At 71.9% G+C, this 24643-nt stretch carries 21 protein-coding genes; 11 read left to right on the top strand and 10 right to left on the bottom strand.

All coding sequences use genetic code 11. The features are described 5' to 3' along the window. Positions 1-4 precede the first annotated feature (4 nt). Positions 5-685 (top strand): lytic transglycosylase domain-containing protein, encoded by a 681-nt coding sequence (locus DEI89_RS18190; protein ID WP_258369014.1) that lies wholly within the window; start codon positions 5-7, stop codon positions 683-685. Positions 686-749: 64 nt separating this feature from the next. On the opposite strand, the gene DEI89_RS16510 is transcribed toward DEI89_RS18190, so the two are convergent. After that, positions 750-1697 (bottom strand): alpha/beta hydrolase, encoded by a 948-nt coding sequence (locus DEI89_RS16510; protein ID WP_181421705.1) that lies wholly within the window; start codon positions 1695-1697, stop codon positions 750-752. Positions 1698-2253: 556 nt separating this feature from the next. On the opposite strand from DEI89_RS16510, the gene DEI89_RS16505 reads away from it, so the two are divergent. Beyond that, entirely contained in the window at positions 2254-2547 is a 294-nt protein-coding gene (locus tag DEI89_RS16505) for a hypothetical protein (protein WP_110905153.1), read from the top strand. A 390-nt stretch (positions 2548-2937) separates the two neighbouring features. Further along, positions 2938-3246, top strand: coding sequence for a hypothetical protein (locus DEI89_RS16500; protein ID WP_110904327.1), 309 nt, complete (start codon positions 2938-2940; stop codon positions 3244-3246). Between the two features lie 255 nt (positions 3247-3501). Here the strand turns inward: DEI89_RS16500 and DEI89_RS16495 are convergent, their stop codons facing one another. Continuing rightward, positions 3502-4344: an SDR family NAD(P)-dependent oxidoreductase gene (locus tag DEI89_RS16495; protein WP_110905152.1), complete on the bottom strand. Its 843-nt coding sequence runs from the start codon at positions 4342-4344 to the stop codon at positions 3502-3504. 123 nt (positions 4345-4467) lie between these two features. On the opposite strand from DEI89_RS16495, the gene DEI89_RS16490 reads away from it, so the two are divergent. After that, positions 4468-5361 carry a helix-turn-helix domain-containing protein gene (locus tag DEI89_RS16490; RefSeq protein WP_110905151.1) on the top strand — a complete coding sequence of 298 codons (894 nt, stop codon included), beginning with the start codon at positions 4468-4470 and terminating at the stop codon, positions 5359-5361. A 68-nt stretch (positions 5362-5429) separates the two neighbouring features. Here DEI89_RS16490 and DEI89_RS16485 read toward each other — a convergent pair whose 3' ends face one another. Further along, complete coding sequence (locus DEI89_RS16485) at positions 5430-5930, bottom strand: ATP-binding protein (RefSeq protein ID WP_110905150.1); 501 nt, start codon at positions 5928-5930, stop codon at positions 5430-5432. Between the two features lie 87 nt (positions 5931-6017). After that, entirely contained in the window at positions 6018-6893 is an 876-nt protein-coding gene (locus DEI89_RS16480; protein ID WP_110905149.1) for a DUF808 domain-containing protein, read from the bottom strand. A gap of 540 nt (positions 6894-7433) precedes the next feature. Between DEI89_RS16480 and DEI89_RS16470 the strand changes: the two genes are divergently transcribed. Continuing rightward, complete coding sequence (locus DEI89_RS16470) at positions 7434-8312, top strand: serine hydrolase (protein ID WP_110905147.1); 879 nt, start codon at positions 7434-7436, stop codon at positions 8310-8312. Positions 8313-8323: 11 nt separating this feature from the next. On the opposite strand, the gene DEI89_RS16465 is transcribed toward DEI89_RS16470, so the two are convergent. Then, a complete protein-coding gene (locus DEI89_RS16465) occupies positions 8324-8920 on the bottom strand; it encodes a TetR/AcrR family transcriptional regulator (RefSeq protein ID WP_110905146.1) in 597 nt (198 codons plus the stop codon). 108 nt (positions 8921-9028) lie between these two features. Between DEI89_RS16465 and DEI89_RS16460 the strand changes: the two genes are divergently transcribed. From DEI89_RS16460 to DEI89_RS16445, 4 genes are all read left to right on the top strand, one after another. Next, positions 9029-9391 carry a DUF4267 domain-containing protein gene (locus DEI89_RS16460; RefSeq protein ID WP_110905145.1) on the top strand — a complete coding sequence of 121 codons (363 nt, stop codon included), beginning with the start codon at positions 9029-9031 and terminating at the stop codon, positions 9389-9391. An 87-nt stretch (positions 9392-9478) separates the two neighbouring features. Further along, positions 9479-9943, top strand: a complete 465-nt coding sequence (locus DEI89_RS16455) for an ester cyclase (RefSeq protein ID WP_110905144.1) — start codon at positions 9479-9481, stop codon at positions 9941-9943. Between the two features lie 40 nt (positions 9944-9983). Further along, positions 9984-10562 (top strand): transcriptional regulator, encoded by a 579-nt coding sequence (locus DEI89_RS16450; RefSeq protein ID WP_258369012.1) that lies wholly within the window; start codon positions 9984-9986, stop codon positions 10560-10562. Positions 10563-10684: 122 nt separating this feature from the next. Continuing rightward, positions 10685-16105, top strand: coding sequence for a discoidin domain-containing protein (locus DEI89_RS16445; RefSeq protein ID WP_110905143.1), 5421 nt, complete (start codon positions 10685-10687; stop codon positions 16103-16105). Positions 16106-16389: 284 nt separating this feature from the next. Here the strand turns inward: DEI89_RS16445 and DEI89_RS16440 are convergent, their stop codons facing one another. Both DEI89_RS16440 and DEI89_RS16435 read right to left on the bottom strand, forming a co-directional pair. Then, on the bottom strand, positions 16390-17553 hold the full coding sequence (locus tag DEI89_RS16440) for a PP2C family protein-serine/threonine phosphatase (RefSeq protein ID WP_110905142.1): 1164 nt from the start codon (positions 17551-17553) through the stop codon (positions 16390-16392). Positions 17554-17615: 62 nt separating this feature from the next. Then, a complete protein-coding gene (locus DEI89_RS16435) occupies positions 17616-18101 on the bottom strand; it encodes a MarR family winged helix-turn-helix transcriptional regulator (RefSeq protein WP_181421704.1) in 486 nt (161 codons plus the stop codon). Positions 18102-18219: 118 nt separating this feature from the next. On the opposite strand from DEI89_RS16435, the gene DEI89_RS16430 reads away from it, so the two are divergent. Continuing rightward, positions 18220-21777, top strand: coding sequence for a proline dehydrogenase family protein (locus DEI89_RS16430; RefSeq protein ID WP_110905140.1), 3558 nt, complete (start codon positions 18220-18222; stop codon positions 21775-21777). Positions 21778-21915: 138 nt separating this feature from the next. Continuing rightward, positions 21916-22128: a hypothetical protein gene (locus DEI89_RS16425; RefSeq protein ID WP_110905139.1), complete on the top strand. Its 213-nt coding sequence runs from the start codon at positions 21916-21918 to the stop codon at positions 22126-22128. Positions 22129-22197: 69 nt separating this feature from the next. Here DEI89_RS16425 and DEI89_RS16420 read toward each other — a convergent pair whose 3' ends face one another. From DEI89_RS16420 to DEI89_RS16410, 3 genes are all read right to left on the bottom strand, one after another. Beyond that, positions 22198-22560 carry a hypothetical protein gene (locus tag DEI89_RS16420; RefSeq protein WP_110905138.1) on the bottom strand — a complete coding sequence of 121 codons (363 nt, stop codon included), beginning with the start codon at positions 22558-22560 and terminating at the stop codon, positions 22198-22200. After that, entirely contained in the window at positions 22557-23555 is a 999-nt protein-coding gene (locus tag DEI89_RS16415; RefSeq protein ID WP_110905137.1) for an SDR family oxidoreductase, read from the bottom strand. Before DEI89_RS16415 ends, DEI89_RS16420 begins: the two co-directional genes overlap by 4 nt. A 133-nt stretch (positions 23556-23688) precedes the next feature. Then, positions 23689-24429: a YqjF family protein gene (locus DEI89_RS16410; protein WP_258366219.1), complete on the bottom strand. Its 741-nt coding sequence runs from the start codon at positions 24427-24429 to the stop codon at positions 23689-23691. Positions 24430-24643 lie beyond the last annotated feature (214 nt).

Below are 24643 nucleotides of genomic sequence, written 5' to 3'. Positions count from 1 at the left end.
AGATGTGTATAAGAGACAGGCCCACCCCGCCGCCGCGCATCGTTCGGCGGCCCGTCGCGTCGCCGCGGCCGTGGCGTTCGCGACGCCTGTCGCCCTCCTCGCGACGCAGCTGACCCTCCCGGCCTTCGCCGACCCCGCGACGGCGGTCGTCCCGGCAGCGGCGACGGCCCCCGCCGTGCAGACGTTCTCCACGCAGGGCGCGGTCGAGCTCGCCGTGGACCGCGACGGTTTCACGGTGCAGGCCCCGAAGCCGAAGCCGAGGCCGGAACCGCAGACTCCGGCTGCCCCGACCACTGCCCCGGCGGTGCAGTCCGTGGCCGCCAGCGCGGTCGCCCCGAAGCCCGCCGCCGCACCGGCCCCCGTCCCCGTCGTCCCGACACCGACCCCCGGTAGCGCCCAGGCGATCGCCGCCGACATGGTCGCGGCTCGCGGCTGGAGCAGCGACGACTTCGGCTGTCTCGTGTCGCTCTGGGACCGCGAGTCCGGCTGGCGCACCACTGCCGCCAACCCGAACGGCGCGTACGGCATCCCGCAGGCGTACCCGGGGTCGAAGATGGCGTCAGCCGGAGCCGACTGGCAGACGAACCCCGCGACGCAGATCACGTGGGGGCTCGACTACATCGCCGGTCGGTACGGCACCCCGTGTGGTGCGTGGGCGCACAGCGAGGCCGTCGGCTCGTACTGAGCCGTCGGCGCCTGACGGCCGCTCGTGGTGTGCACCCGTCACCGGATGGACAGCCGGTCTCGGATCAGGACACGGCGAGTGCCCGGCGGAGCTCCTGGCACAGTTCGCCGAGCGCCTGCGGCACAGCACGACTGATGCGCGGGAAGGCCATGAAGCCGTGCGGCATGCCGAAGTACGTCGTGGTCCGGACGGCGACCCCTGCGTCCTGCAGTGCTGCGGCGAACCGGAGTCCGTCGTCCCGGAGCGGGTCGTGCTCGGCGACCTGCACCAGGGCGGGCGGGAGCCCGGCCAGTTCCGCGAACAGCGGTGACGCGTACGGCTCGCGCGGGTCCGCGCCGCCGAGGTAGTGGCGGCGGAACGCGAGCATGTCGGCCTTCGTCAGGATCGGGGCGGTGGCGTTCTCGTCGATCGACGGGCTCGCCATCGTCAGGTCGGTCGCCGGGTAGAGCAGTGCCTGGAACGCGATCGCCGGGCCAGAGCGGTCGCGTGCCATCAGGGCGACGACGGCGGCCAGGTTCCCGCCGGCACTGTCGCCGACGACCGCGACCCGGGTCGTGTCGGCACCGAGTTCCGATGCGCGACCGACGAGGTCCACCGTGGCGGCGTACGAGTCCTCGGCGGCCGCGGGCCAGCGGTGCCCCGGCGCGAGGCGGTAGTCCAGGGACGCGACGACCACCCGGGCGTCCCGCGCGATGTTCGACGCCAGCCAGTCGTAGGTGTCGAGGGTGCCCGAGGTCCAGCCGCCGCCGTGCACGAGGACCACGAGCGGTGGGGTCCCGGTGAACGTCGTCGGACGGTACACGCGCACCCCGATCGGTCCGTCCTGCCCCGCGGCGGTCGTGTCGCGGACGCTGACCCCGGGAGCGAGTCCACCGAGCAGCAGGTCCGTGACGGCGTTGTGGCCGACCACCCGCTGCTGGTCGGCGACGATCTGCGCCTCGGACCGGCGGGTCACTGATGCCAGCCCGATCAACCGTCCCAGGACCTTGGTCCGTCGATCGAGTTCCGTCACGGTTCCTCCTCCGTCGCCGTCCTGGTAGCTGTCAGCAGTCTCCGCTCCGGATGGGAGCGCACGGTCAGGGAGCGGCACGCGGAACACCGCCGACAGCGGAGGATCCCGGATCCGGAGGCGGGTCGGTTCCGCAAGGTCGTTCGCGGGTACTCACCGAACGCTTGGTAGGCGCCGGAGAACCGGCCCATGTGTGCAGAGCCCCACCGTCGGGTGATGTCTCGCACGGAAGCAGTCGCTGCGTCCAGCTCCCGGAGTTTCTCGGCGGGCTCCGTGGAGACGAACGGTCTGCATAGCGACCCGGCGGCTTGCCGCTCAGACCTTCCTCGTCGACGCTCGTTCGCCCGTTCATCCCTTTCGCGCGGGCATCCTCGGGGAAATCACGAGTGAGTCGTAGCGTGCAAGGAGCACGAGACCTCGTTGATCGCGTGCACCGTTCTGCACACGATTCGCCCCCTTTGAGCTGGTCGCGGGTGCCCACCCACATGACCAGCCGCACCGTCACCAGGTGCACCTTCCTCGGCACCAGCCGAAAGGAGCAGGTCGGAACCGGATCATCATGATGTACCTCGTCTACGGACTGTCCTCGATCCTCACCAGCAGCGCGGCCGCTGCCGCCGTGTTGCGCTACACAGCAGCGTTGAGTCAGAGCTCGCGCGCGGACGTCGTGACGATGCCGGCAGTCGATCTGAGCGGCGCGAACACGTCCGTCAACCTGGTGCTCGGCCCGGGGATCCCCGTGCTCACAGAAGACGCTTCCGACGACGTCCTCGAGCCAGCGCATCAGGAGTTCGTCGACGACATCACCGACCGCACCCGCGCCGTCCTCATCACCGCGCATCCCCGCACCTGACGGCAGGCGCCGACCGTCGGCTGTCAGCTGGAACCCGACCTGCAGACGACGGGGTGATGCACGGGGCGGCGGCGATGTCCGCCATCGTGATCGTGTCCGGCAGGTGCGAGTCCATTTCCGCGACGGCACGGCGCACGGTCGCCTCGCCTGCCCCCTCGCCCGTTCGTTGATCACGGCGATCAACGGTCGGCGGATGTGGCCGTACGCCCGGGCCAGGTCCGCGGTCGCGGTCGCGGTCGCCTCAGTGACTGCAGCGCCTCGACCGCGGGGGCCCCTGCCCGGCTGTGCGGCTGGGAAACGAAACTGGGTTGGTAATCAGCGACGCGAGACAAGTGTGGACCGCAACGATGCCGCCGGAGTCCGGCGGCACAGAATGTGAAGGAGACACCCATGTCGAACACGGCAGGAAACCCCGCACGACACGACAACGTCGTCCGTCGCACTTGGAACGAGACGAAGTCCGCACTGAAGACCACGGAGTTCTACGCGTGGATCGTGGTGTCGCTCGCCATCCTCATCGCGTCGGCGGTCGTCGACAACGCCGACGAGGGCCACACCGGTTTCGGTGCCGACCAGGCCTGGTTCTACGTCGCGCTCGTGACGATGGCCTACATCCTCAGCCGCGGCATCGCCAAGGCCGGCGTGCGCAAGCCCGAGGACGACGACGACCGTCGCGACGGCAACGGGCGCTCCAACTGACCCGAAGTCTCACCCCGGCCCGGTCCGTGACCGGGCGGGGAACACCAGCACGTGACGTGCGGAACCCGAGTTGGTGACCGGGAGTGGAGGCCGTTGCTCGTTCTGAGCAACGGCCTCCAGTCGTACCGGAGCTGCCTGCGGCGGCGGAGTGGGCGATGATCCGGAGGTCCGAACCGGGGAGGTCACGACGGCGCAGTCGAGCGTGACCGCGCTGGCGGATGCGCGGCGGCAGACAACCGGTGGTCGGTCAGGGGATCAGGCGTCGTGGGCGAGCGAGGAGGACAGCTGCTCGTGTGCCGCGACCTGCTCGAGGAGCAGGTTCGCCTTGCCGAGGGCGGTCTGCACGGCATCGGCGCCCGCGACCCAGCGCAGTGGGGCTTCGCCGGAATCGGTCAGGGAGACCAGGGCGGCCGCGAGCTTGGCGGGGTCCCCTCCTTGCTTGCCGTTCATGCCCTTCCACGCCTCGATCGTCGTCGCGGTGCGCTCGGCGTAGTCCTCGACCGACAGCTCGGGCCAGATCGTCGACGAGCCTTCGACGAGCAGTTCGGTGCGGAAGAAGCCGGGCTCGACGATCATCGTCGCGATGCCGTACGGAGCGAGGTCGTAGCGGATCGACTCCATCCATCCCTCGAGCGCGAACTTCGATGCGCAGTACGCCGCGACGAACTCCTGACCGACGATGCCCGCTGTCGAGCTGATCGTGATGACCTGACCGCTGCGCTGACGACGCATGACGGGCAGGACCGCGCGGGTGACGGTGAGCGGGCCGAAGAAGTTCGTCTCCATCTGCTGCCGCATCTGCGCCGGGCTGATCTCCTCGAAGAACCCGGCGTAGAACAAGCCGGCGTTGTTGACGAGCACGTCGATGCGACCGAAGTGGGCGACGGCAGCGTCGGTGGCTGCCCGGGCGGTGCGCTCGTCGGTGATGTCGAGTGACACCGCCAGCAGGTTCTCCTGGTCACCGAACACGTCGGTGACCTTCGCAGCGTCACGCGCGGTCGCGACGACGCGGTGGCCGGCGGCGAGGGCGGCCCTGGTCAGGTCGATGCCCATCCCGCGTGCTGCGCCGGTGATGAACCAAACCGTGGAGTCGGTCATGGGAGTGCCTTCCTGTCGGGAACGCTGCAAGTCAACGTCGCCGCCTCGGACGGAGCCAGACTCCGCCGACACGGTCACTGACAGGGACCCTCTCGGGGTACCGGAGTGACGTACCGTCGACGGGTGGACACCCAGGCGGAGATCCGCGACTTCCTGACATCGCGGCGGGCACGGCTCACCCCGGAGCAGATCGGCCTGCCCGACTTCGGCGGACGCCGCCGAGTCGCGGGACTCCGACGGGAGGAAGTGGCTCTCGTCGCCGGGATCAGCGTCGAGTACTACACCCGCCTCGAACGCGGCAACGCGACCGGCGTCTCCGACAGCGTCCTCGACGGCGTCACCCGCGCCCTGCTCCTCGACGATGTCGAAGCCACGCATCTGGTCGACCTCGTTCGTGCTGCCAACGCGCCCACGAGCCTCCGGACGCGGCGCACCGCACAACGACCACAGCACGTCAGTGCGAGCGTGCAGCAGATCGTGGACGGCATGACGGACATGCCGGTGATCGTGCAGAACAGCACGCTCGACGTGGTCGCGTCGAACCGGCTCGGTCGCGCGTTCTACAGTGACCTCTTCGGTACTCCGGGCCGGTCGGTGGACTTCGGCCGGTACATCTTCCTCGACCCCCGGTCGCACGACTTCTACCGCGACTGGGACAGCGTTGCCGAACAGAGCGTCGCGGTGCTCCGGACCGAGGCGGCCCGCACTCCCGGCGACCGCGCACTCACCACGCTCGTCGGCGAGCTGTCGGTGGCGAGCGAGGCGTTCCGCACCCTCTGGGCCAGCCACACGGTGCGGGAACACAGGTCGGGCGAGAAACTGGTGCACCACCCGATCGTCGGTGACCTCGACCTGACGTTCGAGTCGCTCGACATCGGCTCCCGTCGCGGACTCGCGCTGGTCACCTACCTCGCATCACCCGGATCAGCCTCACACGACAGCCTGCAACTGCTCGCGCACTGGGCTGTCACCAACGACACGGAACCGGTCCGCCAGCCCCGCACGACGGAGCGGTGACCCCGGAGCGATCGTCACCGTCCATCCGGACGGACTCCGCCGTCTCCGGCCGTCGCCCGCCGATCTGCTCACGATGAGCCCGTCCCGCCGGTGGCGACGTGGTGCTCTCGCTGCAGCGGCCCGGGGAGGCGCATCACCAGTCGCCACCGGTTCCCCTCGGGATCGCGCTCGTAGGAGAAGTCGTCCATCAGCAGTTCGATCATCGCGATGCCGCGCCCGGACTCCGCCATCTCCTCGGGGTCCGGCATCGTGGTGCGGAACGGCACGCGCACCTCGGCACCGCTGTCGCTGAGCAGCGCCTCCAGCGCCGTCGACGTCCGGCGGAGTGTCAGCTCGCACAGCAACCGCTCGCTGCCCTCGGTGTGCTCGATGACGTTCCCGGCGAGTTCGAGCAGTGCGGTCTCGAACCGCGCTCGCTCGCCACTGCCGAGGTCGGTGTTCAGGTGCCAGAGGTCATCGACCGACTCGTGCACCTCGTCGACGTCGTTCGGCGGGATCACGAGCAGCACGGTGCGCTCCCACGCCGGCCCGTGGATCTCCGACACGTCGGCCGTCTCGTCACTCACCATGGCCACATACTCACACCTCTGCGGGCCGACGCGGTCCTCATTCGTCTCCGACAGCGTCGATCAACGGCAGGTCGCGGGCCGAGGCCGTCAGTGCGCGCGGCCCCGCAGTCGCCCGATCCCCAGCACGATCCCGACGACGACCATGCCGAGGACGAGTCCCGCGACGGCCGAGATCGCCGTGTCGACGACCCACGTGACGACGGGGCCGGCACCCCGGACGGCGTGCTCGACGTGGTGCAGCAGCTCGTACGGCCCGGCCCAGAACGTCTCCGCCAGGTTCGCGATGACCAGGTGGCCGCCGACCCAGAGCATCGCGACGGTGCCGACTATGCTGATCACCCGGAACACGGCCGGCATCGCGCGGACGATCCGGGCGCCGGCGCGACGGGTGCGCCGGACCGGGTTCTTCATCATCTGCAGGCCGATGTCGTCGATCTTCACCAGCAGTGCGACGGCGCCGTAGACCAGCAGGGTCATGCCGAGGCCGATCACCGCGAGCGCACCGAGGGTCGGCCAGAAGCCCAGGTCGGTGTCCAGGCTGGCGAGCCCGATGAGCATGATCTCGGTGCTGAGGATGAGGTCGGTGCGGATCGCGCCGAACACGAGCTTCGGCTCGCTCGCGGCCTCGTCCGAGGCGGCCTCGTGGTGCACGCCGAACCACTCGGTGACCTTCTCGGCCCCCTCGAAGCACAGGTAGGTGCCGCCGATGACGAGCAACCACGGCAGGACCCAGGGCGCGAAGGCCGACAGCAGCAGCGCCAGGGGAATGATGATGACGAACTTGTTGAACAGGCTGCCGAGTGCGATGCGACCGACCACGGGGAGCTCCCGCGCTGGCGCCAGGCCCTGCACGTACTGCGGGGTGACGGCGGCGTCGTCGATGACGACGCCCGCGGTCTTCGCGCTGGCCTTGAGCGCCGCGCTGAGGATGTCGTCCACGACGGCGAGCAGTCCGACTGACATGTGATGGTCTCCTCGACGGTTCGGGCAAGCTGTCCGATCGCACAGACTAGTGGCCCGGAGGTGGGCGTTCCCGATGAGCCGGTCGATCCGTGGACGATCCAGCAGGCCGTCTCGTGTCCTGGGTGTGGGAATGCGCACTCGTACCAAGGTCGCCATCGCCATCGCCATCGCCATCGCCATCGCCATCGCAATCGCCATCGCCATCGCGGTGGCGGGAGTCGGCAAGATCAGCACGCCGGAAGCCGCGCGCGACGCCTACTTCCGTGACGAGGCCCTGCAGACCGACCAGGCCCCTCACCGGCCACGAGAGCACCCTCGCCTCGGTCTCGGCGGACCGGTACGCGCTCACCGACAAGTCCGGGTTCGACGTCGTGGACGGCGGCCGGACGGGAGGCCCGTGGCCTGTCCGCCACGACGGACGTGCCCCGCGCCGACATCGCGAGCGTCGAGGTTCGACTGGGGGGGCGGGCACGCTGGCGCGGACGACCTCTGATCCCCGCACCCGCTCCGAGGGCCGTTCGCGCACGAGAGGATGGCGGGATGACTCGCGCGCACACCGTCCGGGACGCCGTCGTGGCCGAGGTCACCCGGAGCGGTTTCGGCGCCCACGGGCTGCACGTGCTCGTCCGCGACGACGTCGCCGACCACCGCTGGACGCCCGACGAACCGGAGGACGTGCAGTCGATCGCGAAGGGCGTCTGCGTCCTGGCGGTCGGGATCGCCGCCGACGACGGTGTGGTCGACATCGACGTGCCGGTCTCGGAGTACCTGCCCGAGGTCCGGTTCGGCGAGGGCACGCAGCGTGTCACGCTCCGTCGCCTGCTCAGCATGACGAGCGGTGTCGACCTGCCCTGGACCCCGACGCTCCTCACCGACTGGCCGGACCTGGCCGTCGAGTTCCTCGGGCGCCCGAGCCGGGGCCGGGTGTTCCAGTACGCGAACGCCAGTACCTACACGGCGATGCGTGTCCTGGCGACCCGAGTCGGTGACGTCGGCCGCTTCGTTCAGGACCGGCTGCTCACCCCGCTCGGCATCGACGGCGCCGAGTGGGAGCGGTGCCCGAACGGTTCCGTCGCGGCCGGGGGCGGGCTGTTCCTCCGGACCGCCGAGGTCGCACGGATCGGTCGACTCGTCCGCGACCGAGGCCGGGTCGGCGGGCAGCAGCTCGTCGCGGCGCAGTGGGTCGACGCCCTGCACGCCGACTGGGTCGTGGCCGGTCGGGACCCGGCGTACGAGCGGTACGCACTCGCCGGGTGGGACGGGCCGGCGCAGCTCTGGCGGCTGCACGGGGCGGGCGGGCAGATGCTCCTCTTCGACCCGGCGGCGGACGCCGTGGTGACCGTCACGGCCGACGACCACTCCGGGGCGGACGCGCTGGCGTCGTTCGTGGCGGCGACCTTGGCGGACGTCTCGGACTGACGGACGTCGGCTCAGTCGGCCACGCGGAGGTCGTCCCGGGACCGGGAGCTCGTGGGGACTGCGGCTCTGTCCTGCCCTCGGGCCAGAGCCCGGTGAGCGTGGTCGAGTCGTGCACGGGACCTCGTGGCGGGCAACCGCCCGCTGATCTCGAGGGTCGCCAGACCGTGCACCGTCGCCCACGCCACCTCGGCGTCGGTGTCGTCGGGACCAGGGAACGCCGCCCGGATCGCGGCGAAGGCACGCTCGAGGGCATCTGGTCCGGTCCCCGTCCCGAACTCGAGTCCCGACGGCATCGAGAACATCGCCGCGTAGACGTGCGGCTGGGCGGCGGCGAAGTCGAGGTACGCCTGCATCCGCGCGAGGGGTTCGGCGGGGACGTCTTCGAGTGCGGTCGCGATCGCATCGAACCCGCCGAGCGCGACGGCGTCGATGAGCGCCTGTCGGCCGCCGGCGAACGCGGAGTAGATGACCGGCTGCGTCACCCCGATCTCGGATGCGAGCCGACGCATGGTGACGGCTTCCCAGCCCTCTGCTTCCGCGATGCTGCGAGCCGCTCGGGTGATCTGGTCACGCCGGAGGGCGAGGTCGGGAGCTGGTCGTGGTGACATGACGCCACAGTAGCAGAACGAAGTTAGGTAACAGCGGTAGACGAAGCACCGTCGTCGTGCTACGTTCGTTGCAGAACGACGTTATGTAACGACAGAAAGGTTCGTCCCATGATCTTCGCCGCGCTCCTGGTCGCCATCCTCGGTTGCCTCTTCATCCTCTTCATCGGCGGCCGCTTCCTCCTCGCGCCGAGGGTCGCCACCGCCGGGTTCGGTGTCGGCGAGGACCGCCGTCGTGCGTTCACCAGCATCAAGGGTGTCCGTGACATCACCTCCGGGATCGTGCCACTGGTGGTCCTGCTCGTCGCCGGCCCGCACGTGTTCGGGTGGGCTCTTCTCGCCGCGGCGATCACGCCGATCGGTGACGCGATCATCGTCGTCACCAACGGTGGCACGCTCCGCCAGGCCCTCGGCGTCCACGGCGCGACGGCACTCGTGCTCGTCATCGCCGGCCTCGTCCTCGCCCTCGGCTAGATCCGCCCAGCACTCCCTGCGCGTCTCGCCGCCCTCAACTCGCTCCTCTTTCCACCTCGCATCGACCATCTCGAAAGGTCCACCCTCATGAGCACCACGAACGAGCAGAACGACACCGACGACACCGCCACGGAGAACATCGTGCGGGCGTTCTACGAGCCCTTCCGCACCGGCGACACCACCGGCTACGGCGAGGTCCTGGCGGAGGACTGGATCGACCTGCCCCTGGCCCCGGGCCAGCAGCAGGGACCCGCCGGCATGGCCGCCCAGATCGCCCTCTTCCGTCACGCCATGCCCGACTACGACGTCGCGCACCAGGACATCATCGTCCAGGGCGACAAGGTCGCGGTCCGCAACACCGTCTCCGGCACGCACCAGGGCGCCTTCATGGGTCACGAGCCCACCGGCAGGCGCATCGAGATGCGCACCATGGACGTGCACCAGGTCCGCGACGGGAGGATCGTGGCGACCTGGCACCTCGAGGACTTCGCCGGCCTCATGGGGCAGCTCGGCAGCCCTGCGGACGCCCCCACTCCGGCGCCCTGGGGCTGAACCCGACCTCTGCGGAGGGCACGAACTCATCCCCGAGCTCGTGCCCTCCTTGCACGCCTGGTCGTGCCATGCGCCGAACCGGAACCGGCGACGCACAGACCCGTCTCGTCGCGCGAAGGCGCTCGCCGGTGGTGGGTGCACCTGCTGCGCGGCGGACTCGTCACTGCGGTGGTCTTCGGGGTCAGCGGGACCGAGAACTCCCCGTGGCTGTTGCTCGGGGTCGTCGGCCTCATCGCCCTGTCCCGCCGTCGTCCACGCGCCGCAGCGGCTGCAGATCTGCGCCGTGTCGGCGCGCGGTGGGGAGGTCGAGTTCGGCGTCCTGCGCGAGGCGCTCGACGTCTCGGACGCCACCCTCAGCGAACACCTCCGCATCCTCACCGATGCGGGCTACGTCGACCTCCGCCGTGTGCAACGCGCCAAGGGACAGGCGCGCAGCTGGGTCTCACTCACCGCGATGGGGTCGACGGCGCTCCGGGAGCACTTCGCGTTCCTGCAGAGCTTCGCGCCGCCAGAGCCCGCGAACCCGCGAACCCGCGTGGAGCCTGACGGTCGGACCACAGGGGCCCCGCCGGAACTCGCGACGGCCGTTCCGTCCCCGCCCCCGAAGTGGGGTGGGTGATCCCGCCCGGGTCCGTAGTTCTACCGACTGACGTCGTGTGAACGCGCCGATACCGTCGGACCGTGCCCCGACGCCACGCGGAACGACCGCGCAGAAGCCGCTCCACGCCCCGCACCACCGTCATGTCCGGATTCGTGGTGATGACGGTGATCGCCGCGGTCGTCGGACCCGCGACCGGTGCCAGCGCAGCCGACCTGGCGACCGACTCGACACGATCGGCGCCGACCCGCACCGCGGCGCCGACCCGCACCGCGCTGCCGACCCCCGCCACGGTGCCGACTCCGCCCACCGACGGCGCCCGGGTCGGTTCGGGGTCGTTCGCGCCCACGCCGCCGACTTCGATCAGCGACAGCGCCGACGTGCAGAAGACGGTGGACCAGCACCTGTACATCGACCCGTCCCAGGCGGGGAAGCCGGTGCCGACCAACCAGTGGTGGACCGACCTGCTGGTGAGCAAGTACTCCGGCGACATGTGGGCGTACCCGTTCGTGTCCTCGAACAGCCAGGACGGTACGAAGCTGACGTACCCGACGAAGTGGAACAGCGACGGCACCGCGATGCAGCTGGAGTCCCCGGTGACGGTGAGCGGCACGGTGACCCCCGCCGCCGACCCCTCGGACGAGCTGCTCGCCGACTTCGAGCACGGCGTCCCCGACGGGTGGACGAGCACCGGCACGGCGTTCAGCGGGGCGACGGACACCGCCGCGGGGCAGAGCCAGGTGTCCGGCTGGCTGGGCAACGGGTACCTGACGTCGTGGGGCGCGACGGGCGGGGACGGCGCCACGGGCACGATGACGTCGAAGCCGTTCACCGTCGACCACTCGACGCTCGCGTTCATGGTCGCAGGTGGGAAGCACGCCGACCAGGAGGCCGTGCAGCTCGTCGTCGGCGGGCAGGTCGTCGCCTCCGCCACCGGCGACGACAGCGAGCAGTTCCGCTGGGTCGACTGGGACGTCAGCGCGTGGGCGGGTCAGCAGGCCCAGCTCCGTGTCGTCGACTCGCTGAACGCCGGTTGGGCCCACGTGATGGTCGACCAGGTGCTCCTGACGGACGAGCCGGACGGGGTCGCGCAGCGGTTCTCGACGGCGTTCTCCGCGACCGAGGCGGACGCGCTCCGCTGGGGCGACTGGAACGTCAGCTGGCGGATGCCGCAGGCGGGTGCGGGCGGCCAGTACATGGACGTCACGAGCGTGCAGGGCAACCCGTACGAGTGGTTCGAGTACCACGGCATGACCCCGCGCCTGTCGGTGCAACCGGGTGCGACGATCACCGACGGTGCCGGCGAGCCGATCAGCTTCCCGTTCACGGGCGACCGGTTCGAGATCCGGCAGGGCGACCACGTGTTCGGCGTGCACGCGCCAGCCGGGACGACCTTCACCCGGAGCGGCAACGCCATCGACGCGTCCGCGGGCACGGCCTACCTGGTGCTCAGCGCCGTCCCGGCCAGTGGCCTCAGCCTCGACCGGTTGCAGCAGTACGCGTTCGCCGTGCCGCGGAACACCACGATGGACTACTCGTACGACCCGGCGGCGGGCCAGGTCGAGCAGCAGTGGTCGGTGCAGACCGACGCGTTGCAGGGCTCGAACCACGACACCGTGCAGGGCTGGTTGCAGCACCAGTACGCCGAGACGACGAACGACCTGCACTTCACCGGTGCCACGTACGCGACCCCGCGCGGCACGATGAAGACCACGATCGGCCACGACGGCTGGACCCTCGACTACGCCTTCACCGGCATCACGCCCACCGGCGCCTCACCGGAGGGGCAGGACGAGCGGGACGTGCTCCGGCGGTACCTCTCCGACTACGCCACGAAGACCACGTACGGCGGCGACACCTACTGGGGCGGCAAGGACCTGCAGCAGCTCGCCGAGTACATGACGGTGGCGCGGCAGATCGGTGACACCGACGACGAGCGGAAGCTCCAGGCCACGCTCACGAAGGCCCTGACCGACTGGTACACGTACTCGACGGGGGAGAGTGAGCACTTCTTCGCCATGTACCCGACGTGGAAGGCGCTGATCGGCTTCGGTGACTCGTACGGGTCCGCGCAGTTCAACGACAACCACTTCCACTACGGCTACTTCGCCGTCGCCACCGCGCTCCTCGGGGCGGTCGATCCCGGCTGGGCGGAGCGGTACGAGGGCATGGCCACCCTGGTGACCAAGCAGTACGCCAACTGGGACCGGGACGACGACCGGTTCCCGCACCTGCGGACCTTCGGCGTGTGGGAGGGCCACTCGAACGCGGGCGGTGTCTCGTCCCCGGGTGGCAACAACCAGGAGTCGTCGTCCGAGGCGATCCAGTCCGAGGCCGGCCTGTTCCTCCTCGGCACGGTGCTCGGGAACGAGCAGATGCAGGCCACCGGCGCGATGGAGTACGTCACCGAACGCGCCGCGGTCCGCGACTACTACCAGAACGCCCACGGCAACACCGCGTCGAAGTCGTACGACGGCAACGGCGCGTTCCCCGACGCGTACCGGTACGGCCAGGCGGGCATCCTGTTCGACTCGGGCCAGGCCGAAGCCACGTACTTCTCCGGCGACCCCGCGTGGATCTACGGCATCCAGTGGATGCCGACCGCACCCTGGTTCGACTTCTTCGGCTGGGACCCGGGCTTCTCGAAGGCGATCATGCGGCAGATGATGCAGGCGCGCCCACGGGTCGTCGGGCAGGACGGCGTCGTGAACGGCAACGCCGCCCACATCCAGATGCTGACCAAGAAGTGGTGGGGCGTCGGGACCTACGGCAACGACACGATCGCGCAGGACCGGAACGCCGCGATCGGTGAACTCGAGGACGCCGTCCGTGCCGCCGAGGCGAACCACCCCGGGTACGTCACGGCGAAGACGGCCGCGAACCCGCTGTACGACCAGGCGACCGGCACGCTCTTCGTCAGCACCGACGCGAACGGCGAGGTGGTGTTCCCGGCGCAGTACTGGACCCCGACGACGCTGCCCGCCGCACTCGTGCCCGCGAAGACCGACGGACCGACGGCGGACGAGCAGCCGAAGGACTGGCCCGTGCAGTCACCGCTGCTGCCGTACCTGTCGACCCGGTACACCGCCGACACGGCGACGATCGACCGGCTCTACTCGGTGGACCTGACGGACCACCGGCCCGGTACCGACACCGCGCACGCAGCAGCGGTGTTCAGCGACATGGGCGACGCGCTCGGCAACGTCGTGCTCGGCTTCCTCGCGCAGTACGACCCCGACACGTACCTCGACATCCACCGGGCACTGTGGAAGGCGAAGGACCCGGCCGTCACCGGGCAGTCGATGGCCGGCCTGGTCTACCACCAGGCGGCGTCGAACCGGACGGTGGGCACCGAGGTCACGGACCGGCACACCTCCGACCCGCTCAGCCAGGTGTTCCGCGCCGCCGACGGCACGTACTCCTACGTGCTCGACAACGTCGACGACGTCCAGCACTCCTACGAGGTCTACGACGGCCAGCGGGTGATCGGGGAGATCGCGGTCCCCGCGCACACCCAGATCACCTCGCACCTCGACGCCCACCTGGCCGAGATCGTGGTCGACACGGCGGACAGCCCGAAGACCCTCGTGCCCGGTTCCACCACGCGGTTCACGGCGACCGGGTACGACCAGTACGGCGCGACGATGCCGCTCGACGGGCTGACCTGGGACGCCAGCACCGGCAGCATCGCCGCCGACGGGACGTACGACGCCACGAAGCGCGCCGACAGCGTCACGGTCACCGCCTCGGTGGGGTCGGTCAGCGACACGTACCGGTTCCGGGTCGCCCCGGCTCCCGAGCTCACGTCGATCCGGGTCACCCCGGGCTTCGAGCAGCTCGTCGTCGGCACCCCGACGACGTTCGCGGCGGCCGGCAGCGACCAGTACGGCGACCCGCTCGCCCTGAGCGGTCCCGTCACCTGGGCCACGACCCTGCCTGGAGGCTCGGCCGACGACGGCAGCGTCCGTGCGGCTGCTGCCGGGGCCGGGTACGTCACCGCCACGAGCGGCGGGGTGGAGGGCAGCGCCGTCGTCTCGGCGGTCGCCACCGTCCCGGACCAGGCACTCCACGCCACCGCCGTCGCGACCTCGAGTGACGGGGGGAACAGCCCGGGCAAGGCCCTGGACGGCGACCCGACGACGCGGTGGGAGAGCGAGCACGGGCAGGACGCCGTCGACTACACCGTCGACCTCGGCCGTGCGACCGACGTCGCCGACGTGGACGTGACGTGGGAGAACGCCGCCGCGAAGGAGTACGACCTGCAGGTCGCCGACGCGGCCGACGGCCCCTGGCGCACCGTGCGGAACGTGGCGAAGACGACGGCGGCGGCGGACCACCTCTCGGTCGGCACCACCGCGCGGTTCGTGCGGATGCACGGCGTCGACCGCCTCACCCAGTACGGCTACTCGATCTGGTCGTTCGAGGTCCACGGCACCCCGTCGGTCTCGGCGATCACCCCGTCGACGGTGCTGGTCGGACCGCGCACCACGCGCCTCCCGGCCGGCGGCGGCACCACGCTCACCGCGTACGGGTTCGACGCGGACTTCGACGGCGGACCGGTGACGGCAGCTGCCGGGTCCGCCGGTGCATCGGTGTGGACGATCGACGGCGGCGGCTCGGTCACCGGCGACGGCGCGGTCACCGCGGCTGCCGCGGGTGGCGTCACCTCGACCGTGAGCGCCACCCTCGGCGGGGCCTCCGGGCAGGCGACGATCACGACGGTGACGAACGGCGACGTCGCCGATCCCGGTGACGGCAGTGACCCGGACCCCGGCACCTCGCGGGACATCGCGGTCGGGAAGCCGGTGACGACGTCCTCCGACGAGCGCGCGGACCTGGGCGGCGAGCAGGCGGTCGACGGCAGCGGCTCCACCCGGTGGGCGAGCCGCGCGTCGGACGACCAGTGGATCGCGGTCGACCTGGGCGCCGTGGTCCCCGTCGACAGCGTGCGTCTCGACTGGGAGGCGGCGTACGCGGACCGGTACCTTGTCCAGGTGCGGACCACGACGGACGACGACTGGCGGACCGTCACCACCGAGGACCACGGGGCCGGTGGCAGCGCGGTCCACGAGCTCGACGGGGTCCGGGCGCGGTACGTGCGGATGCTCGGCGTGCAGCGCCACACGGCGTTCGGGTACTCACTCTTCGCGTTCCGGGTGGACTCGACCGAGGGCGCACCGACGCCCGACCTGGCGCGGAACGCCCCGACGACTTCGTCGGCGGACGAGGCCGCCGGTGTCGCCGCGCGGAACGCCACGGACGGCGACCCGGGCTCCCGCTGGGCGAGCGGTCACACCGACGACCAGTGGCTCGACGTCGACCTCGGATCGGCGCAGCCCCTGCACCAGGCGTCCCTGCGGTGGGAGGACGCGTACGGGTCCGCCTACCGGATCGAGGCGCGGAACGGGGCCGACGACGCCTGGACCACGATCGCGACCGTCAGTGACGGCGACGGAGGCACGGACACGGTCGACCTGTCCGGCACCTGGCGTCACGTGCGGTTCCAGGGCGTGCACCGGGCCACGCCGTACGGGTACTCGCTGTACGGGTTCGAAGTGCGCTGAACCGGGCCACGAAGAGGGCGCTCGGCCGGGGTCCGGGCGTGACGCAGCCCGGCGCTGTCCGCATCACGCCGGATCGGGCGACCGGGGCGCTGCCGGCCGTTCCCGGGGGCCGGGGGCGTCGGTGGTGCCGGAGAGGCTGGCGGGAGTTCGTGTTCCTGTTCGGGTCAGGCGCACGAGCCCCGGTGCTGGCACCTGTCCGCAGGTGCCAGCACCGTTCCGTCGTGGCGTCGTGGCGTCGTGGCGTCGTGGCGTCGTGGCGTCGGCGCCCAGGACCCGCCGGAGGGTCAGTCCGCGTCCCGCGCCAGGACCGTCACGGTGACGTCGTCCTCGGCGTGCTCCGCGGCCCGCAGGCGCACCGTCTCGAGGAACGCGGCCGTGCTCGGCGCCCGGCGGAACGTCCGCCCGATGTCCGTCAGGGTGTCGATCGTCCCGTCGCCCAGGTCCAGCGCCCCGTCACTCGCCACGAGCAGCGCGTCGCCCGGCTCGAGCACCAGGGACCCGAGGCGGAACGGGACCCCCTGCGGGTGCAGTCCGAGCGGCAGGTCCCGCGAGCGGCGGATGTCCGAGGTGCCGTCTGCGTGCAGGTGCACGACGAGCCCGTGGCCGGCGTCCACGAAGTCGACCCGTCCGGTGCTCGGTGTCAGGCGGGAGTGGAACAGCGTGGCGAACGCCGAGGCGCGGCTGAGGTCCTCGCTGATCCGCGGCTCGACCGCGCCGACGGCGTCGACCGGCGGCAGGTCCTCGTGCTGCCGGAGCGCTGCCCGCAGTCCGGCGGCCAGCAGTGCGGCGGGCTGCTCCTTGCCCATGATGTCGGCGAGCGTGAACGTCACGGCGTCGTCGGCGACCGTCCAGTCGTGGACGTCACCGCTGAGGTCGCCGTACGGCACACTGAGCCCGGCCAGCGCGTAGCCCGGGACGTGGACGGGCGGCGGGGTCAGGGCCTCGACGACCTCGAGCAGCCGGTCGTGCTGCATGCCCTTCGTCAGGGCCTGTTCGGTCCAGCGTCCGAGGTCGATCAGCGCGGCCTCGTCCTGCGGGCTGAACTCCCGCGGCCGGACGTCCATCAGGCACAGGCTGCCGATCGTCAGGTCGCCCGGCATGGTCAGTGGGACGCCGGCGTAGAAGCGGATGCCGCGGCTCGTCACACCGGGCAGGTCGACGGTGCGCGGGTCGGCGAGCGTGTCCGGGACGACCGTCGGCCCGGGGCGCTGGACGGTCAACTGGCAGAAGGACCACTCGAGCGGCCCGGACGTCGGCTCGCCGGCCGTGTTCGGCGTCAAGGTGTGCAGGAGCGTGTCGTCGAGCAGGTTGACGTACGAGAACGGGACGTCGAAGACCTCGCGGGCGATCCGGACGATCCGGTCGAAGCGCTCGGAGGGTGCGAGCCCGACGATGTCGAGCGCGGCAACGAGCGCCGCACGGGCGGATCGTGAGCCGTCGTTGTCCATCTGCCCTCCCCCGCACAGTCGGTCCAGGGCATCCTCCCACGACGGGGACGGCGGCTGTCAGGTCAGGCGTCCCCCGGGACGAGGTCAGTGCCGGTGTCCACCGGACCGAGCGCCTCGAGGACGCGGTGCGAGACGGCCCGCAGCGTGTCCCCGTCGCCGGCCACGGGCCTCCAGAACAACTGCTCCAGCGCCGCCGTGTGCGCCCGGATGCCGGCGAGGACCGCGCGTCGGCCGTCCGCGGTCATCACGATCCAACTGCCGCGGCCGTCCGAGGGGCAGTCGGCGCGCGCGACCAGCCCCCTGGCCACCATGCGCGTGACCTGGTGGCTGACGCGCGACTTCTCCCAGCCGATCCCGGCGGCCATGTCGCGGACCCGCAGCCGGTGCTCGGGGTCGCGGTGCAGGCCGATGAGGATCTCGAACTCGGGGATGGAGATGCCGGCGTCCCGCTGCACGGCGACGTCGAGCGCCCGGTCCAACCCGCGCCAGACGTCGTGGAACGCGTCCCACGTGGCCCAGTCGTGGCCGTCAGCGCCGTGCTCCACCATCCCGCCAGCGTATCCGCGAGGGCAGCTCGTCGGGCCGGGATCATCCGTTCGGCTGACTCCGGGACGGCACACGGGCGCCTCCGAGGAGACGTCGGGGGAGCGGCCTACGATCGAGACCATGCCGCCCGCACGCCTCCAGGACTGCACCGACGACGCGTCCGCCCTCGTCGGGCGCTGGCTGGACGCCTCCCGCGGCGTGAAGCCCGAAGCCGGAGCGGCCCGGCTCGCCGAGGTCCTGCGCGACGAGCGCGGTCTCGACTTCGCCCGCGGGTTCGTCGACAAGGTGATCCGGCCGGACGACCCGAAGGTCGCCGCCCGGAACCTCGAGAAGGCCAGCCGGGACGTCCCGGACTTCCTCGCCTGGTACCTCCGCGGCGCCGTGACCGTCGGTGGTGGCTTCGCGACGATGGCGCCGTGGGCGGTCATCCCGTCTGCGCGCCGGGTGCTCCGCCGATTGGCCGGACACCTGGTCGTCGACGCCCCGCCGGCCCGACTCGGCGCAGCGCTCGGCAAGCTCGCCGGCCCGGGCACCCGCCTCGACGTTGCACCCCTCGGCCCGACCGTGTTCGGTCCCGCCGAGAGCGACCGCCGCCTGGCCTGGATCACCGACCTGCTCGGTCGCGACGACGTCCCGGCGGTGTCCTTCGCGGTCGCGGACGTCGTCCCGCCGACCTCGCCGTGGGCCCTCGACGACGCCACCGAGCAGGCGGTCGAGCGGCTCGTCCCGGTGTTCCGCGCGGCGGTCGCCGCCGACAGCACCGTCACGCTGCTCGTCGACGGCCCGCACGACCTCGACCTCTCCGTGGCCGTGTTCCGCACCCTGCTCGACCAGGACGAGTTCGCCCACGCGACCGCGGGCATCACGCTGCCGGCGTCGCTGCCCGACAGCCTCGGCGTCCTGGCGTCGCTCACCGAGTGGGCGACCGCCCGCCGGTTCCGCGGCGGCGCACCCGTCCGGGTCCGGCTCGTCGATGGTGCCCACCTGGCCGAGGAACGGGCCGACGCCCTCGTGCACGGACGTCCGCCGGGCGTCTGGACCGACCGGCGGCACATCGACACCGCGCTCCTGCGCCTGCTCGACGCCGCACTCATGCCGGAGCACACCGATGCCGTGCGGATCGCGCTCACCGGGTGGGACCCCGTGCTGGTCGCCGCCGCCCGCGTGCTCGCCGACCGTCGCGGGGTCGCCGACGCGCTCGAGGTCGAGATGCTCCTCGGCATGACGGGCACCGTCCTCGAGGCCGTCCGCGCCGACGTCGGCACGGTCGCCCTCGTCACCCCCGTGGTGCACCCCGACGAGTTCGACGCGGCGATCCCGTACCTCGCCCGCCGGTTGCGTGAGGGCGCTGCCGGCCCCCTGACGTCCGGTGGTGGCACCGACGACGAGCGGGCCGCCGAGACCGAGCGCGCACGTGCCCGCCTGACCGACGCGGTCGCCGCACTCGGGCACCCCGCCCCGGCCACCCTCCGCACGCAGGACCGCCGCGTCCCCCTCGGCGCCCCCGAGATCCGCACCGTGCACCCACCCGCGGTCGACACCGACGCCGGGGTCGACGCGAACCGGCAGTGGGCGGCCGACCTGCTCCGCCGCGTCCCCCGCTCGCAGCTCGGCACCGCCACCATCCGCGGTGCCCGCGTCACCGACCGCCCCCGCCTCGAGCGGACCATCGCGCGCACCGCGCAGGCAGGCGTCAACTGGGGTCGACAGGACCCGCAGGACCGCGCTGAACTCCTGGACCTCGTCGCCCACGAGCTGGAGGCCCGCCGTGCCGCCCTGGTCGAGGTGGTCGTCGCCGAGACCGCGATGACCCTGACCGAGGCCGACCGGCAGGTCAGCGGTGCCGTCGACGCCGCCCACCACGCCGCCGACCGCGCGCGACACCTGGTCGACGTCACGGGAGCGACCTTCGTCCCGCCCCGGCTGACGGTCGTCGTCGCCCCGTGGAACTCGCCGCTGACCACCCCGGCGGACGGCGTGCTCTCGGCGCTCGCCGCCGGCAGCGGCGTCGTCCTCAAGCCGTCCCCGCTCGCCAAGCGGTCCGGCGCGGTGCTCGCCGACGTCCTCTGGAACGCCGGGGTCCCCCACTCGATGCTCCAGCTCGTCGACCTCGACGTCAGTGAGCTCGGCCGCGACCTCGTCGCCCACCCCGCCGTCGACCGGGTGCTGCTCGCCGGGTTGCCCGACACCGCCCGCTCGTTCCGGTGGTGGCGCGCCGGCCTGCCGCTCCTCGCCGACACCGGAGCGGTCTCGGCGGCCGTCGTCACCCCAGCGGCCGACATCGACCAGGCCGTCCGCGACGTCGTCGCCTCGGCGTTCACCCAGTCCGGGCAGGCCAGTGCGTCGATCTCCCTCGTGGTGCTCGTCGGGTCGGTCGGCGAGGACGGCGTCGAGAGCCGGTTCCTCCGCCAGCTGGCCGACGCCACCCGCGCGCTCCGCGTCGCCTGGCCCACCGACCCGGCCGCGCAGATCGGGCCGCTCGTCGTCGAGCCGACCGGGGCAGCGCGGGCCGCCCTGACCGACCTCGGCCCGGGGGAGTCCTGGCTCGTCGAACCCCGGCTGCTCGACGAGTCCGGCCGGCTCTGGTCCCCGGGCGTCCGCGTCGGTGTCCGTCCCGGCAGCGCCTCCACCCACCCGGAGGTCGGCGTCCCGGTGCTCGGGGTGGTGCAGGTCGAGACACTCGAACAGGCCATCGCGATCCAGAACGGCAGCGACCACGGCCTGGTCGAGGCCCTGCACACGCTCGACGTCGACGAGGTCGCCCTCTGGACCGACCGGGTCGACGCCGGCACGCTCGTGGTGAACCGTGCCACGACCGACACCACCGTCGTCCGGCAGCCCGCCGGCGGTTGGGGGAGTTCCTCGGTCGGTGCCGTCGCGAAGCGTGGCGGCCCCGACTCGGTCGCGATGCTCGGCCACTGGGAGCCCGTCCCCCGCACCGTGCACAAGAGCATCCAGCTGCACGGGCTGCCGCCGCGGGTCACGGCCCTCATCGAGTCGTCCCGCAGTGGTCTGTCCTTCGAGGAGTTCGACCAGGTCCGCGCCGGTGCCACCAGCGACGCCCAGGCGCGCGAGGAGCGCTTCGGTCGGTCCCGGGACACCGCGGACCTCGGCGTCGAACGGAACGTGCTGCGCCACCGCCCGCAGTCCGTGGTCGTCCGGCAGTCCGAGGGTGTCAGCACGGGGGACCTCATCCGGACCCTCGCCGCAGCGACCGCTGCCCGGGCGCACGTCCTGCTGAGCACCGCCCGCGCGCTCCCCGGGCCGCTCACGCAGTTGCTCGCGAGCGGTCGGTCCCCGCTCGACGTCGTCGACCACCTGGTGGAGACCGACGACGAGTTCCTCGCTCGCGCGGCATCCGGGGCGCTCCTCCACGAGCAGTGGTCGGGAGGGGCCGCCGAACCGCAGGACGCCATCGACATCGTGTTGTCGCAGGGCTTCGAACCCCGGCAGCACACGGCCTTCGGTGGGCCGGGATCGCGGATCCGCCTGCTCGGCGGTGACCCCCTCGCTCTCGAGGAGGCGCTCGGCGCTGGCATCGACACCGCCATCCACGACGCCCCCGTCGTCGAGGCCGGCGTCGTCGAGATGGCGCACTACCTCCGTGAACAGACGGTGGTCGTCACCGCGCACCGGCACGGCGACGTCGACCCCGAGTTCGCCCGCCTCCGCCTCTGACGTCGGTTCCGCGCATCGGACGGGAGGCCCTGCCCACGTCCGGCGAACCGCCGGCGTGATCCGGGCCTCCCGTCCGTCCCCGGCACGACCTGGGGTGCGCCCGTGAGCCGCTGCCCGGCGCAGCGTAGCGTTCGTGCCATGAGTGCAGAAGAGCGTGACAACGGCGTCCAGTCCGAGCCGATCATGGACGGTGCGACCGACGCGACGAACGATGAGAAGCTGCACGGTCTCGTGCAGCAGGTCCAGCACGACCACGGTGACGAAGGTGCCGGCGTGATGGCCGACCACCTGCGCGACCGTCTCGACGAGACCGGCGTCGAGGCCGAGGACCCGGCCTCCGAAGTCGAGTAGCAGCACGCGGGTACGCCCCCGCCGACCATCAGGTCTGCGGGGGCGTCCTGCGTCCGGGGGTGCTGCCGGTCAGCGCTGCCCGCGACCGACGAGGGCGACCTCGAGCACGGTGAGGAGCGTCGCGATCCAGAGCTGTCGGACGGCGAACCGCCGGGACTGCCGATCGATCAGGGCGAGCGGGACCATCGTCACGCCGTGTGTGGCGTCGACCACCGCACTGACGGTGTGGGCGTCGGCCGTCCCCGCGCGCAGGACGAGTCCGGCCTGGCCGAGCTGACGGACACCGAGGACCCGACCCAGCACGGCCGGACGCCCGAGGGCGCGGCGGGCGCCGAGCAGGTGGGTGATGCCGATGCCGGCACGCAGGAGCTCGACCGCGAGTGCCCGCTGCCCACGGGTACCGAGGCGGCCGGCGAGGCCCGCGCGGCTCATCGGCGGCGTCCGGCTGCCGTGGCGACCGCGAGTCCCGCGACGCCGAGGGCTGCGCCGACGATCCCGTTGCCGAGTCGGCGGTGTTCCACCCACCACGTCTGTGGCGACCACTCGTGCGCCTGCTCGTCGAACACCCCGTGCGCGCCGTGGTCACCGGGCACGGGCTCGTACAGGTTCGACGGGAGTTCCTCGCCGTCCTTCTCCTCGGTCTGCTGACCGCTGACCAGGGTCTTCGCGGCGTACCAGTCGGCGAACCGACCGCTGATGCGGTTGGCGAGGATCGTGTACACGGTCGACTCGCCGACCCAGGTGCGGCGGCGAGGGCGTTCGGCGGTGGTGGCGATGGCGCGGGCACCGACCTCGGGCTGGTAGATCGGGGCGACGGGTTGCGCGTGGTGCGGGAGCGTCGACTTCACCCAGTTGAACTGGATGGTGTTGAGGGCGGGCATGTCGACCCGGCTGACCTGCACGTCGCTGCCCTGCTCGATCAGCTCGGACACGACGGACTCGGTGAACCCGACGATCGCGTGCTTCGCCCCGCAGTACGCCGCCTGCAACGGGATGCCACGCGAACCCAGGGCCGAACCGACCTGGATCACGTGTCCGGAGTTGCGGGGCACCATGCGGCTGAGGGCAGCACGGGTGCCGTTCACGAAGCCGAGGTAGGTGACGTCGAGTGCCCGTTCGAAGTCCTCGGGCGCGGTGTCGAGGAACTTGCCGAACACCCCGACCATGACGCCGTTCACCCACAGGTCGATCGGGCCGAGTTCGGCCTCGACGCGGTCGGCGGCGTCCTCGACGGCCTGGCGGTCGGACACGTCCGCGACGAGGGCCAGACCGCGTCGGCCCGCCGCTTCGACCTCGGCGACGGCCGCGTCCACCCCGTCCGCACCGCGCGCCAGGACGGCGACGTCCCAGCCGCGTGCGGCGAGCTCCCGGACCGTCGCCCGTCCCAGTCCAGCCGATCCACCGGTCACCACAGCCACTCGAGTCATGCACCCCTTTGTACGCGGGGCCCCTGCGGCACTGCGGTCAGCCGCTGTCCCCCGGCGCGGGGCGTCGGCCCGGGTCGGGACCTGGGCGCAGACCTGCCTCGAACTCGCTGCCTGAGGTGCGGGCCGCCGTCGCTCAGGCGCGCGGACCCGCGAACCGCGTCACGACCCCGGGGGAGTACAGCACAGACTCCGGTTCGAGCTCGGTCAGCGACACCGGGAGCCCCGCCGCCCCGATCAGGTCGTCGCGCAGCCGGGTGAGCGAGGCTCGGTGCACCACCCACGGGTCGTGTTCGTTCGGCCACCACGACGTCCGCCCGGCGCGCCCCACGTGCATGCCCCACCGCGCCGTGAGGAACGACTCGAGCGCGGTCGGCTCGGCGACCGGCTCGCCGACCTCCACCTCCAGGAGGGACCGCAGACGCGATCCGTGCCGGTGCACGGCGTACGCCGTCCGGTCCCCGCGCTGCCGACGAGCGACCCGCGCCCAGTGGTACGGCGTGCCGGTGACGACGCGCGCTGCCGCGGCGGGCAGGAACTTCCCCGCGTCGAGCGACAGGAACACGACCCCGCGGCGCCCCGCGTCGTCGCGCGTGTAGACGCGGACGTTGACCTCGAGGAAGTCGCCGACACGGCCCGTCCGTCCGAGCGGCCCGAACGGCGGGAACCGGGTGTCCTCGAAGCTGAACGCGATGAGGCCCACCCACGTCGTCACCCCGTCGTCGGTGCCGTCCGGTGCGATCGTGTCGGGTCGGGTGCCCGACGGCAGCAGCGGCGCCACCGCGGAGACGTCCACGCGCCAGTGCACGAAGACGACGTCGCGCCAGGCCTGCTCGATCCAGGGTCGCCCCGGCAGGGCGGGTGCGGTCGGCGTCACGGCCTGGGCCCCTACGGGCCGGTTCTGGCGCGTTGCGGAGCTTGCGGAGCGGCGTGCCAGCCGAGCTCGCAGGGAGAGGCTGGGCGCTCCCCCGTCGGGCAGCGTCGCGGTCATCAGGTGGTCCCGTCCGTCGTCGTGGTCCGGTCCATCGTGCTCGGCCCCGCTGTGCCCTGCCCCGCTGTGCCCTGCCCCGCTGTGCCCTGCCCCGCTGTGC

It is taken from the genome of Curtobacterium sp. MCBD17_030, from assembly GCF_003224255.1.
Lineage (GTDB): Bacteria > Actinomycetota > Actinomycetes > Actinomycetales > Microbacteriaceae > Curtobacterium.
This window is presented reverse-complemented; position numbering and strand designations above follow the sequence as displayed.